A 12,390-nucleotide genomic window follows, 5' to 3' on the forward strand; every position below is an offset into this window, starting at 1 on the left:
ATGAGCAACGTTGTACTTATTTACGGAGGAAATTCCCTGCAATCGAGATTGAAAGGTATCAAAGATTATGCAGAAAGTTATTTAGATGAGAAGTCGATCTCCTATGAATCAATCAATGTAATCGACTTACCCGCTACCGATTTAATCACCGCTAACTTTAATAGTCCTGAAATTTTAGAAGCAAATGAAAAAGTAGAGAAAGCGGATGCTGTGATTATTTTGACCCCTGTTTATAAGGCATCGTATACAGGGATATTGAAGACCTATCTTGATCTTCTCCCACAAAAAGCTTTGAAAGGAAAAGCTGTTTTGCCATTGATGATTGGTGGTTCGTTCGGGCATTTACTCGCGATCGATTATGCCCTCAAGCCTGTTCTCTCTTCACTTGGAGCGACGAATCTACTTAGCGGTGCGTATGTGATCGACCAGCACGTTCAGCGTGTTGAGGGGAATATGTATGTGTTGGATGAGGAAGCGAAGGAACGGATGAGGGTTAATTTGGAGACGCTAGTGGAAGAATTGAAGAAATAAGGAAAATAAAAAGTAAGAGCTCAACATATCAGTTGAGCTCTTACTTTATTTAAGTTTCCCATAGTATGGCACGATACTTGTTTTATTTTGAATCTCAAGTAATTGCGAGACAGTCACAAATTGGTATCCTCTTTGTTCTAATTGAGTGAGTAGTTCAGGAAGAGCTTCGGCTGTACTCGGATGAATGTCATGCAACAGAACAATCGCTCCGCTAGTCGCATTTTCTCCTACTTCTTTAATAACCGCAGATGCCTGTAACGTTTGCCAATCCAATGAATCGACTGACCAATTGATGATAGGAGTACCCATTTGTTTCGAAACCGCTTCGACATGCTTATTCAACGCTCCATAAGGAGGACGAACTAATTGAGGCTCCTGTCCAGTTGCTTTCTCGATTTCATCACTGGATTGTTGAATTTCCCTTCGGATGCTCTCTGGACCTAAATTGGAAAGGTCCATGTGATTCTCCGTGTGGTTCCCTATTTCATGCCCTTCTTCCGCAACCTGGCGAGCGATCGTGGGATAGTACTCCACCTGGCTACCAAGCATAAAGAAGGTGGCTTTGGCGTTGTGTTTTTCAAGGATATCCAATACTTTTGGCGTTACGGTTTGGTGTGGGCCGTCATCAAAAGTTAATGCAATGTATTTTCCATCCTCATCTAATTGGACCTGATCCGGTTTATTCTCGGTTTCAGGCTCTTCAGGTTCTTGTAGGATGTCCATTTCATTAATGATATCCTCTTTCAAATATGAAGTGACTTTATCTAATGGAATGTTCACCTGGACATTTCCAGCGACCCCGGCTGCAACCTCATATTTATTAAAATGGATGACTAAGCATTCTTTTGATAAAGACCATTTCCAACTGCCTGGATCTGATAAAGCTTTCTTCATATCTTCTTCAAGAATATAACCTTGAAGATTTTCATTATCTTCCAATCGTTTTTTCACTTCAGTTTGAAGCTTTTTCATAGCCCCAGTATCTTCTTTTAGAACGTCTTCAATCTTTAAAACTCGGTCTTTCTCAAGATCAATCACCAAGGGCATAACCGTCTCATTCCCATTTGCACCCCCTACGTATTCATAAGAAGTGAATATCAAGCTATACTTATTTTTTGACCACGGTTTGGTTTCCACCTGAATGTTTAAGTGACCACGTGCCCTTTCCTCGAAGTCCCTTTCTTCAACGGTTCTATAAAAAGAGTCTTTCTTTTCCTTAATCCATTGTTGGATCGATTGATTCACCTTTTGACTAGTGGTTTCCAAGTCACTGATTGACGTTGTATAAGTTTCTGATTCTGTCGTACGCGTTTGGAGATTAAGACCTGGATAGTTACTCATATCTTCTTGATCGACTTCTACTTTTACTTCTTCCTTACTCGGAAATAATTGCGTTACACCTCCCCATACTGCTGCAATGAGCAATAGAAAGAGAATAACCCAAGCTGGCCATTTCAAACGTCTACGATGTTTCATATATCATTTCCGCCTTTTGTTAGGAATTTAAACACTAGTTAGTATAACTTGTATGTTATCCAGAAAAAATGATTGAATCTTTACGCAAATGAAAGTCTTAGCAACACTCTCAAAGAAAGAAGCGGTTTTTAATAAAAGAAAGAGCCTCCCAGAAGTATAAAACTAATGAGAGACTCTCTTACTTAGACAAGAATTTTTAGTATTACAATCAAAATCCAGTCAATATTCAGTTTCAAATCCATTTAAGGGTGAGGACAGCCTTACATCATGCCGCCCATGGTTTCGCTTCATTAAATAAAGTAATATATTGGGCTTATTAAAGCAAAGCCCCCGGTACAGGAAATAACTTAAAAAACAGCGTTTCCTTTTACAGGAAACGCTGCTTTTACTTTTGCTTTAATTTTCATCATTTTAAAATGGGATAGACTAATGCAATAAACTGGGAAACTACTTCTTATTTCTATATAGATACATCGTAAGCGGAGCAAAAATAATCAGAAATACAGCCGAAGAGAGGAATACCCAGCCGATAGCTTCAGCCGTTACATTTCCGTGCATAAAGCCTCTTACGGCATCAACCAGCAGGGAAATAGGGTTCACATCGACAAATCCCTCCAGCCAGGAGGGTAACGTCTGCGGATCGACAAATACATTACTGACAAAAGTGAGTGGAAAGAGCACCATAAAGCTGACCATCATCAAAGACTTCTCAGACCTCATAATGATCCCAAGCGTTGTCCAAACCCACGATAAGCAGAAACAAAAAATCAAAATCATGCCTATTGCCCCGATGACACCAAGAAAGCCTCCTTCAGGGCGAAAACCCAGGATAAAACCGAGCGTAAGCATAATAATTGAGGCGCCGGAATAACGGATCATATCTACTAATAAGGCCCCAACAAGGGCAGAAGGAAGCCATATCGGAAGCGTTCGAAAACGGTCGAAAATCCCTTTACGTATATCATTATTCAAATCTATCCCCGTATACATTGTGATTTGAGAGACCGTCATCACGAGAATACCCGGCAGGAGAAATTGTAAGTATTCACTCGTAGAACCGGCGATGGCCCCGCCAAAAAGGTAGGTAAACATAAGTAGAAAAATGATAGGGAACACCGTCACATCAAACAGCTGCTCTGGCACATGTTTTATCCTAAGTAACGCTCTTGATGAAAAGGTTAAAGAAGTAGTCAGTGCGGACGGACGTTTAGGACGCTTCCGAGAGGTAATAGCTTGGCGCAATTGCTCTTCCTTAATGACATTTGGCTGGCTCATTTCGTCTCCTCCTTCTCTTCTGTTTTCTCTCCTGTTAAAGTTAGGAAAACTTCATCAAGACTCGGTTTTGCTAAGGAAAAATCACTGACTGGTATATTTTCATTTGTTAGGTCCCCTAAAGCTTTAGCAACAAGAGAAGCATCCCCTACTTGAGCAGACAAGGAGCCTCCCTCAGGCAATGAATGTATAGAGGTCTGAAGCTTCTCCTGAAGAATGGCCATCGCTTTCTCTTCATGATCTGAATTCTCCAACTGCACGTGCAGCGTTCCAGCCCCGACCGAAGCTTTCAGTTCTCTGCTCGTACCCTCTGCAATAATTTTCCCGTGGTTGATTACCGCAATTCTATCCGCCAGCTGGTCAGCTTCTTCCAAGTATTGCGTTGTTAATAAAACGGTTGTTCCTGCCTTAACAAGAGTTCTGACAATTTCCCAAACCTGGTTTCGGCTGCGGGGATCAAGGCCTGTTGTAGGTTCATCCAGAAAAAGAAGATCCGGGGTAGAAATAAGGCTTGCCGCTATATCAATCCGGCGCCGCATTCCTCCAGAATAGTTTTTCACTTGTTTTTTAGCTGCTTCCCCGAGACCAAAAGCAACAAGCAGTTCTTTGGCCCGCTCTTTTGCTTCCTTGCGGGAATAGCCGGCCAGCTTTGAAAGAATAACGAGGTTTTCCACACCGGTTAAATCCTCATCTATGGAAGCATACTGCCCTGTTAAACTAATGTGCTCCCGGACCTTCCCTGCCTCTGAAACAATATCATGACCGAAAATGTGAGCTTCTCCTCCATCCGGCTGCAGCAATGTGGCAAGCATACGAATCGTTGTCGTCTTACCTGCTCCATTAGGCCCCAGAAACCCGTAGACCATCCCTTTTGGAATCGAAAGATCGACACCGTCCACCGCACGTTGATCCCCGAACACTTTGACAAGTCCTTTAGCTTCTATAGCATATTCATTCGTCACTTTGTTCACCCTCTGCTTTTTTTTATAAACAAATTTCAAGTGAAATTATGTACACCTTAATGATAGTATTCCCATTAATTTAAGAGTTCTTAAAATACATTTCGGTTGCCAAAGGGACCTCCTACTCTTACCTCTAGAGAATCCCAAGGGGTGAATTCAATGCCGGGATAGAGTTTGCGAAGTTATTAGAGCAAGCTTTGTATTTTGATTATAATTCATTTCGTGGCCACCTGGTATATGAATATGTCCTTAGTGCAGACCAGCTAAAGGACATATCTATCATACCAAAAGTTCATTTTTTGGTGAAATACGATATTTCTTCATAATCGGAATGCTGCCAGATAGTAAAAAAGCGATTGCTCTTATTGAAAAATTGCTCCCTTTAATTGAATAGTATTATTTATTTGAAGTGGACCTTTTATAACTATTTTCTGTATGTAACCAAGTACCTATTCAAAAGAGAATAACGATTCCCGAATGGGTCAAATTAATTTATAATTTTCTCGTCCTTACTATAGATCGTAATTTGGTATGGATCATTATTAACTATTGGTTTCATTTTTTCTGATTTCAGGAAATCATCAATCACTTTTTCAAGTTGTTGAGCGAAGTTCTTTGAATTTTCACCTGTACTAGGTAAATCGATATACATTTGGAGTTTAGGTTCAGGGTTAACAGAATATCCTACCTTTTTAACTTTGTAATCCTTTTTCCCTAATAAATCTTCACTAACTATGCTTAATATCTCTGCCCACCTCTCATCTAGATCTTTACTGTTTATGTCAACTTTCGTTATTTTCAACGAAATGGAGTCTAGATTATTTACTTTAAGAATATTACTAATTACTTGCTTTATCTCATCGATTCTATCCTCGCTATTAGGGATTTCTAATTCGATAGTTTTTGGATCATAGCTCATCCCTAATGATTCTATGGTGTAATCTAATTTTCTTAGCTCTTCAGTAATTGCAGTAGAGATAATATTAAATTCATTCAGATCCTTCTCTACTTTCCCATCCATTTCAAACTTATGTTCCTTATCCCTACTCACCTTGAATGTATAGGCATCATAATTTTTGGACTGTAAAATGTCTTTAACTATTTTTTCAATATCACCTTTAACGGAATCAACATACTTTTGTGAACCTCCGATACGTATATCAATTATCTTATCAGGGAATGAAACACCCAATCCAGTTGTGTTGAAACCTTTTGCTCTTAGTTCTTCTGAAATAACATCAACCACATTATCTTTATCTTCAGAAATCCGTTCTAGGGAATCTAGGCTTTGTTCATTTTCATACAAACTTGTTTTTTTATCAGAATTGTAATTAAAAACAAGATATGCACAAACAGCAATACAGACAATTACAATAAGACCAGTAAGTCTTTTTTTCAAATTGAACACCTCCTATTAGAGGGTATGTCCAAATTCAAGCACTATGTTAATTTTTGTTGTTTCATTATTTTTCCCGGGTTTTTCCATTAAACCACCCTGATATTAACTTAAACAAAAAAAGCGTAATCTTTTTTTAGATCAACGCTCCCCATATTCTGGAGTAAGTATTTGAATATATAAACGGCATTTTTTAGTTCTTAACCTTTTATTTCTTTATTGAACTTTACGAATTATTTCATAATCACCTAACTCTGCTTGAGCAGGATTCGAAAAGAAAACAACCCCATCGTAATTAACTTTGATTTCTTGACCAATTCTAATTTCTTCTGGTGCACCCGAAAGCCAAATAGATGTATTTTTGTTTTCTGCTTCAATAATAAGGACTTTATTACCTTCACGTTCTACTACATAGCCAATAATACCTGCATTCTCTTCAACTTCTTTTCATTTGAAGTCTACTATAACTTTATATGAATCAACTTTAGACACGGATTTAAGTTCTTCCGACTTTAAAATTTCATTTACTGTTTCCTCTATGTCACTTTTTAAAGCATCAGCATTCTTGTCAGAACTTTTTATAGAAGTTTGAATCGTTACAGATTTTTGATAATCTGTAGTAATATCTCCCACTACATCGTTACCTTTTAATCCTTCCATTACCTCCATTGTAATTAGAGACATTTCCCTGTTTATACTCTCATGGTCAACAACTTGTGTACTATCAGGCAAAGCTACTTTTTCTTCGGAATTGTAAGTAAAAACAAAGTACGCACAAACAGCTAGGCAGACAATTACACCAAGACCAATGATACTTTTTTTCAAATTGAACACCTCCTATTAGAGGGTATGTCCAATTATTAACTCTATGTTAATTTTTGTTATTCAACAATCCTGCCCTATACTTGAAGACTCAATTTCGAGATAATCGTCCTGCTCACTTTTAACAATCATTCCAAAAGTTATTAGCCTAAACCTACATCAAACCAAGGAAAGTGCTTTTCTTAAAATCAAAATAAACACCATTATGGCACCAATTGGGTTTAGCCCATAGAAAATAATAAATGAAAAAACCTCTCAAAAGTTCAGTGAACTAATGAGAGGCTAACTAAAATAGGATATTTTATTTTTTGAATGACAAAAAGTATGTCAATCACGGATTACATAAGGTATTAAACCCCTTCACTAAAGGGTTTTGGGCGTTATTACATCATGCCGCCCATTCCACCCATACCGCCCATGCCGCTCATGTCAGGCATGCCACCGCCGCCTTCGTTTTCCTCAGGCTTATCAGCGATAACAGCTTCAGTCGTAAGAAGCATAGCAGATACAGATGCAGCATTTTGTAGAGCTGAACGTGTAACTTTTGTAGGGTCAACGATACCAGCGTCTACCATGTTTACCCACTCACCAGTAAGAGCGTTGAAGCCGATACCGATCTTCTCGCCTTTCAGGCGCTCAACAACGACAGATCCTTCAAGACCAGCGTTGTGAGAGATCTGACGGATTGGCTCTTCTAGTGCGCGAAGAACGATCTTAACGCCTGTTGCTTCGTCGCCAGATGCTTCAACAGCTTGAACTGCCTTCACAACGTTAACGAGAGCAGTACCACCACCGGATACGATTCCTTCTTCAACTGCAGCGCGAGTTGAGTTAAGAGCATCCTCGATGCGTAGTTTACGTTCTTTCAATTCCGTTTCAGTTGCAGCACCAACTTTGATGACAGCTACGCCGCCAGCAAGTTTAGCAAGACGCTCCTGAAGCTTTTCCTTATCGAACTCAGACGTTGTTTCTTCTAGCTGAGCTTTGATTTGGTTAACACGAGCAGCGATCTTGTCAGTTTCGCCAGAACCTTCAACGATTGTTGTGTTTTCTTTCGTTACAACAACTTTAGAAGCGCGGCCAAGCTGAGTGATGTTTGCTTGTTTAAGATCTAGACCAAGATCTTCAGTGATCACTTCAGCACCAGTTAGGGTACCAATGTCTTCAAGCATTGCTTTACGACGGTCACCGAAGCCAGGAGCTTTAACAGCTACTGCGTTGAACGTTCCACGAAGCTTGTTCACAACGAGTGTTGCAAGAGCTTCACCTTCAACGTCTTCAGCAATCATAAGAAGTGGTTTACCTTGCTGAACAACTTGCTCAAGTACTGGTAGTACATCTTGAATGCTTGCGATCTTCTTATCAGTGATAAGGATATATGGATCTTCTAGAACAGCTTCCATCTTATCGGAGTCTGTAACCATATATGGAGATGCATATCCGCGGTCGAACTGCATACCTTCTACTACTTCAAGCTCAGTAGCAAATCCTTTTGATTCTTCAACAGTGATAACGCCGTCGTTTCCAACGCGCTCCATTGCTTCAGCAATCAATTGACCTACTTCTTCGTCAGCAGCAGAGATCGACGCAACCTGTGCGATTGACTCTTTGCCTTCGATCGGCTTAGAAATTTTCTGAAGCTCTGCTACAGCCGCTTTCGTTGCTTTTTCGATTCCTTTACGGATAACCATTGGGTTAGCACCGGAAGCAACGTTCTTAAGTCCTTCACGAACCATCGCTTGTGCAAGAACTGTTGCAGTTGTTGTACCGTCACCAGCAACGTCGTTCGTCTTGCTTGCTACTTCTGCTACAAGCTTAGCACCCATGTTTTCGAATGCATCTTCAAGTTCAATTTCTTTCGCGATTGTTACGCCATCATTTGTGATAAGAGGAGAACCGAACTTCTTCTCAAGTACCACGTTACGTCCTTTTGGACCGAGTGTAACTTTTACTGCGTTTGCAAGAGAATCAACACCGCGAAGCATTGAGCGACGGGCTTCTTCACTAAACTTAATATCTTTAGCCATTTGTTACCCTCCAATTTATGTAGTTCTTATTGTATTTGAATGGTTTTATTACTTGCTTACAACTGCAAGAATATCGTTCTCACGAAGAATCAAATATTCTTTTCCGTCATATTTTACTTCTGTGCCAGCATACTTACTGTAAATAACAGCATCGCCTTCTGAAACTTCAAGAGCTACACGCTCGCCCGAATCAGTCAATGCACCGCTACCTACAGATACAATGCGACCTTCTTGTGGCTTTTCTTTTGCAGAATCAGGAAGTACGATTCCGCTAGACGTTTTTTCTTCTAATTGAATTGGTTCTACTACTACGCGATCACCTAAAGGCTTTAACAACTCAAACACCCTCCTCAGTGGATATTTATGGTTAGTATCGTTCTGTTAGCACTCGACATCAGCGAGTGCTAACACATGTATATAATAAAATATTTTGCTATTCTTTTGCAAGTAGTAAAGTTGTTTTTTTTCACAGAAAATTTGCATTCCTTTATTTATCAACTTGTTTTATTGAAAAGATAAGACTTATGAACTACTTTTCTGAACATTCCCTCTTCTGCTGTAGTTCCTTATCGAAGACCCTTATAAAAGGCATTCCCAATCATAAATGTGTTAAACTAATACAAGTATGCAAAATGCCTATAACTAGGCATGCAAACCACAAAAAGGAGTCATGCTTCTTGGCGAAACATTACTGGACTATTTTAATGACCTATATCGTGATGCAGTTATCTGGATACCCGGGTGCTAAGCTATTTCAATACTTTGATATTCCGAATCCAATCGTAAGTTATTCGGTTGTCAGCTTTCTAGGTGCACTCATTGTGATGCTGTTCCTTCTTCGCTCCACACCAGACGTTCCATTCGAGCGCTCTACCCGCGTTTCAGCAGGGCAAGCGGTAAGCTGGAGTATTCTTGGTGTCTTCATGGCATACTGTGCTCAAATCATTGCAGCCATGATTGAGGTCAATGTACTCGGAATCGACCCTGGATCAGAAAATACCGAAATGTTAATGGATGTAGCGAAAGCAACACCAATCTTCATCATCGTCATCTCCATTATTGGACCGATTCTTGAAGAGATCGTTTTTAGAAAAGTTATTTTCGGAGCATTATATACTCGTTTTAACTTCTGGATTGCTGGAATCGCAAGTTCTGTTGTATTTGCTGCCATTCATTTGGATTTCGATCACATCCTCGTTTATACAGCGATGGGTCTTACGTTTGCTTTTCTTTACGTGAAAACGAAGCGTTTGATCGTACCGATTATCGCGCATATGACGATGAACACAATCGTTGTACTAATAAACGTTTTTTATGCTGATGATATAGCAGACCTACAAAAACAAGTTGAACAAATGCAATCATTTATTGGAGGACTACTAACATGAGATTTTCACCAACTCTAATGGGGTTTTTCTACGCTGGGCTAGGTTCGATCTTCACTTACCTTGCAATTCAAAGCGCTCGTTCTGATGCTGACATGTGGAGCTTTTGGACGATTATATTGATGGTGCTTGCAACAGTGGACTTCGTCTACTCCATCCGCTTCTTTTTACTAAAAAAGAAAATCAATCAATTAAAGAAAAAAGATCAAAATAAAAAGCGATAGGGCTACCCTATCGCTTTTTTGGTTATCTACATTTTCTGTTTTATTGATCGGAATTCTGCTCTGCTTCCGCTTCCTCCAGCTGACGCTTCGCCTCAGCTTGTAGCCTCTTTCGATAGCCGTAACGAGATACGAGAATACTGAATTCATATAGCAAGAAGAGCGGTACCGAAACCATCAGGTGTGAAATAATTTCAGGCGGTGTGATCATACCTGCGATGACGAGTAACCCAAAGTACGCATATCTCCTGATTTGGACAAGCATAGCTGGATTTAACATCCCTAACCTTGTAAAGAAAAGAACAATCACAGGCAGCTGAAACACGAAGCCAAATGGTAACGTTAATTGAAACAAGAAGGTAAAGTATTGATTTGCGCCGTACATTTCCTGAATGTTAAGGCTTTCTGCCAGGTTTCCTACAAAGTCAATGACAAAAGGAAACAGGACGAAATATGAAAATGAGATGCCTCCAAGAAATAAGACAAAGACTGCTGGAATATAAGACAACGTTACTTTTCGTTCATTTTCAAAAAGTCCCGGCGAAACAAAAGCCCACAGCTGATAAAGAGCGATGGGCGATGTCATAATGAAAGCAATCAGGAACGCAAAGCTGAAATAAACCTTTAACGGGTCCGTTAATGTAAAAGCGTTCATCGGTATTCCTTGTGCTTCAGGAGCATGTTGTAGAAACACAATGACCGGCTTTGCAATAAATAATCCCGCAATAAAGGAGAGAATTAAGACGACGACTGTAATGATGATTCGTTTCCTTAATTCTTCTATGTGATCATAGATGGATTGTTTTTGTTCATCCATTCCTTATCCGTCCTAACCGATTACTGTTCGTTTTTTTTCTTATCGTTTGTATCATCGTCGTCATCATCTGCGAGCCCTTTTGTTGCATTCTTGAACTCACGAAGTGTATTACCTGCTGCTTTACCAAGCTCAGGTAGTTTCTTTGGTCCAAAAATGATCAAAGCAACAACTGCAACTAGAGCGATACTTGCGCCACCCATTCCCATGCGTGTCACCTCCTTATGATTGATAGTTTTAAACTGGATAATGTTTCATGAAGTATACGAGAGCCTGCAGTTCAACTGCCAGGTCTATATGATGCACTCGAATATGATCTGGAACAGTCAAACGTGCTGGCGTAAAGTTCAAAATACCTTTTATACCAGCCTCGTCCATCTGATCAGCAATTGACTGAGCAGCATTGACTGGCACCGTAAGTATGACGACAGAGATGTCGTTCTTTTTCACTTGTTCCTGTAAATCATCTATATGGTATATCGGAATACCACCAATTTCTTGGTTCACTTTAGTGGTATCCGCATCAAATGCTAATTCGATCTTCGTGTTGTTATTCTTGATGAAATTGTAGTGAAGAAACGCCGTTCCAAGGTTACCGACTCCTATTAGAGCGACCCGTGTCGTTTCGTCTTGATCTAACGTCTTACTAAAGAAAGATAACAAATAATGAACGTTATACCCATAACCTTTCTTACCAAGAGCACCAAAATAACTGAAATCTCTTCGTATCGTAGCGGAATCTACCTTTATAGCATCACTCAATTCAGCAGAACTTACCCGCTGTTTACCAGATGCACTAAGATTCTTTAAATAGCGATAATAGAGCGGCAGTCGTTTTGCTGTCGCTTGCGGAATTTTTGTTTGATCAATATCCATAAACACCCTCCACATTGATCTCCGCGCTCAATATATGGTTGTACTACTCGCGCTTGTAATCCCCGCTTTTCCCCCCGGTTTTCGTAAGGAGATAGGTTTCCCCGATAACGATGCCTTTATCCAACGCTTTGCACATATCATACACCGTTAATGCCGCCGCTGTTGCTGCCGTCAGCGCTTCCATTTCTACTCCAGTACTTCCTTTTGTTTTCACATGAGCTTCAATGGTAAGCTCATAAGTGGAAGAACTACTTTCCCAGTCGAAATGAAGGTCAACGCCAGAAAGCGCTATCGGATGACACATGGGGATGAGATCAGACGTTTTTTTTGCTGCCATAATCCCGGCAATTTGAGCGACTTGAAGCACATCGCCTTTCTTCATATTACCTTCTTTAATACCGGAATATATTTCTTCACTAACCTGCACGCTCGTCTTAGCAACCGCTGTTCGAGCAGTCGGAGTTTTCTCTGTTATATCGACCATCTGTGCTCGGCCTTCTTCATTAAAATGAGTAAATGAACTCATGGCTGCCCCTTTCTTCTATAGATGATAGAAGGTTAAAATGCTGCTACTTGTGACTATACACCATTTCTATCCTTTTTGCTGT

Annotated in this window: 15 protein-coding genes; 3 read left to right on the forward strand and 12 right to left on the reverse strand. The window is 40.0% G+C overall.

Going from position 1 to position 12,390, the window contains the following annotated elements; genetic code table 11:
- On the forward strand, positions 1 to 531 hold the full coding sequence (gene ssuE / locus SJY16_RS19500) for an NADPH-dependent FMN reductase (protein WP_377891831.1): 531 nt from the start codon (positions 1 to 3) through the stop codon (positions 529 to 531).
- A 45-nt stretch (positions 532 to 576) separates the two neighbouring features.
- On the opposite strand, the gene SJY16_RS19505 is transcribed toward ssuE, so the two are convergent.
- The 8 genes from SJY16_RS19505 to groES form a co-directional block, all read right to left on the reverse strand.
- Complete coding sequence (locus SJY16_RS19505) at positions 577 to 2,007, reverse strand: polysaccharide deacetylase family protein (protein WP_377891833.1); 1,431 nt, start codon at positions 2,005 to 2,007, stop codon at positions 577 to 579.
- Positions 2,008 to 2,454: 447 nt separating this feature from the next.
- Positions 2,455 to 3,282, reverse strand: a complete 828-nt coding sequence (locus tag SJY16_RS19510) for an ABC transporter permease (protein ID WP_377891835.1) — start codon at positions 3,280 to 3,282, stop codon at positions 2,455 to 2,457.
- A complete protein-coding gene (locus tag SJY16_RS19515; protein WP_377891838.1) occupies positions 3,279 to 4,280 on the reverse strand; it encodes an ATP-binding cassette domain-containing protein in 1,002 nt (333 codons plus the stop codon). Before SJY16_RS19515 ends, SJY16_RS19510 begins: the two co-directional genes overlap by 4 nt.
- 448 nt (positions 4,281 to 4,728) lie before the next feature.
- Positions 4,729 to 5,640: a DUF4030 domain-containing protein gene (locus tag SJY16_RS19520; protein ID WP_377891839.1), complete on the reverse strand. Its 912-nt coding sequence runs from the start codon at positions 5,638 to 5,640 to the stop codon at positions 4,729 to 4,731.
- A 213-nt stretch (positions 5,641 to 5,853) separates the two neighbouring features.
- Complete coding sequence (locus SJY16_RS19525; protein ID WP_377892350.1) at positions 5,854 to 6,060, reverse strand: DUF3221 domain-containing protein; 207 nt, start codon at positions 6,058 to 6,060, stop codon at positions 5,854 to 5,856.
- A gap of 24 nt (positions 6,061 to 6,084) precedes the next feature.
- Entirely contained in the window at positions 6,085 to 6,462 is a 378-nt protein-coding gene (locus tag SJY16_RS19530; protein ID WP_377891842.1) for a hypothetical protein, read from the reverse strand.
- Positions 6,463 to 6,842: 380 nt separating this feature from the next.
- A complete protein-coding gene (groL, locus tag SJY16_RS19535; RefSeq protein WP_377891843.1) occupies positions 6,843 to 8,486 on the reverse strand; it encodes a chaperonin GroEL in 1,644 nt (547 codons plus the stop codon).
- A 48-nt stretch (positions 8,487 to 8,534) separates the two neighbouring features.
- Positions 8,535 to 8,822: a co-chaperone GroES gene (gene groES / locus SJY16_RS19540; protein ID WP_224885549.1), complete on the reverse strand. Its 288-nt coding sequence runs from the start codon at positions 8,820 to 8,822 to the stop codon at positions 8,535 to 8,537.
- A 341-nt stretch (positions 8,823 to 9,163) separates the two neighbouring features.
- Here groES and SJY16_RS19545 point away from each other — a divergent pair, with 341 nt between their 5' ends.
- Positions 9,164 to 9,874 carry a CPBP family intramembrane glutamic endopeptidase gene (locus tag SJY16_RS19545; RefSeq protein WP_377891847.1) on the forward strand — a complete coding sequence of 237 codons (711 nt, stop codon included), beginning with the start codon at positions 9,164 to 9,166 and terminating at the stop codon, positions 9,872 to 9,874.
- Positions 9,871 to 10,095, forward strand: a complete 225-nt coding sequence (locus SJY16_RS19550; RefSeq protein WP_377891850.1) for a YdiK family protein — start codon at positions 9,871 to 9,873, stop codon at positions 10,093 to 10,095. The genes SJY16_RS19545 and SJY16_RS19550 overlap by 4 nt, the downstream gene beginning before the upstream one ends.
- A 40-nt stretch (positions 10,096 to 10,135) precedes the next feature.
- Here SJY16_RS19550 and tatC read toward each other — a convergent pair whose 3' ends face one another.
- The 4 genes from tatC to moaC are packed head-to-tail and all read right to left on the reverse strand — an operon-like array spanning position 10,136 to position 12,308.
- A complete protein-coding gene (gene tatC / locus SJY16_RS19555) occupies positions 10,136 to 10,909 on the reverse strand; it encodes a twin-arginine translocase subunit TatC (RefSeq protein ID WP_377891852.1) in 774 nt (257 codons plus the stop codon).
- Positions 10,910 to 10,929: 20 nt separating this feature from the next.
- A complete protein-coding gene (locus SJY16_RS19560) occupies positions 10,930 to 11,115 on the reverse strand; it encodes a twin-arginine translocase TatA/TatE family subunit (protein ID WP_377891854.1) in 186 nt (61 codons plus the stop codon).
- 28 nt (positions 11,116 to 11,143) lie between these two features.
- The gene (locus SJY16_RS19565; RefSeq protein ID WP_377891855.1) at positions 11,144 to 11,782 is read right to left on the reverse strand and encodes a redox-sensing transcriptional repressor Rex; all 639 of its coding nucleotides are present in this window, start codon (positions 11,780 to 11,782) and stop codon (positions 11,144 to 11,146) included.
- 43 nt (positions 11,783 to 11,825) lie between these two features.
- Positions 11,826 to 12,308 carry a cyclic pyranopterin monophosphate synthase MoaC gene (moaC, locus tag SJY16_RS19570; protein WP_377891857.1) on the reverse strand — a complete coding sequence of 161 codons (483 nt, stop codon included), beginning with the start codon at positions 12,306 to 12,308 and terminating at the stop codon, positions 11,826 to 11,828.
- Positions 12,309 to 12,390: the final 82 nt, after the last annotated feature.

Source organism: Alkalihalobacillus sp. R86527, from assembly GCF_042466185.1.
GTDB lineage: Bacteria > Bacillota > Bacilli > Bacillales > Guptibacillaceae > Guptibacillus.

Excerpts from the sequence above, each read along its gene's own strand:
- ssuE (WP_377891831.1), top strand. The coding sequence starts at position 1 with ATGAGCAACGTTGTACTTATTTACGGAGGAAATTCCCTGCAATCGAGA.
- SJY16_RS19505 (WP_377891833.1), bottom strand. The coding sequence starts at position 2,007 with ATGAAACATCGTAGACGTTTGAAATGGCCAGCTTGGGTTATTCTCTTT.
- SJY16_RS19510 (WP_377891835.1), bottom strand. The coding sequence starts at position 3,282 with ATGAGCCAGCCAAATGTCATTAAGGAAGAGCAATTGCGCCAAGCTATT.
- groL (WP_377891843.1), bottom strand. The coding sequence starts at position 8,486 with ATGGCTAAAGATATTAAGTTTAGTGAAGAAGCCCGTCGCTCAATGCTT.
- SJY16_RS19550 (WP_377891850.1), top strand. The coding sequence starts at position 9,871 with ATGAGATTTTCACCAACTCTAATGGGGTTTTTCTACGCTGGGCTAGGT.
- tatC (WP_377891852.1), bottom strand. The coding sequence starts at position 10,909 with ATGGATGAACAAAAACAATCCATCTATGATCACATAGAAGAATTAAGG.
- SJY16_RS19560 (WP_377891854.1), bottom strand. The coding sequence starts at position 11,115 with ATGGGAATGGGTGGCGCAAGTATCGCTCTAGTTGCAGTTGTTGCTTTG.
- SJY16_RS19565 (WP_377891855.1), bottom strand. The coding sequence starts at position 11,782 with ATGGATATTGATCAAACAAAAATTCCGCAAGCGACAGCAAAACGACTG.
- moaC (WP_377891857.1), bottom strand. The coding sequence starts at position 12,308 with ATGAGTTCATTTACTCATTTTAATGAAGAAGGCCGAGCACAGATGGTC.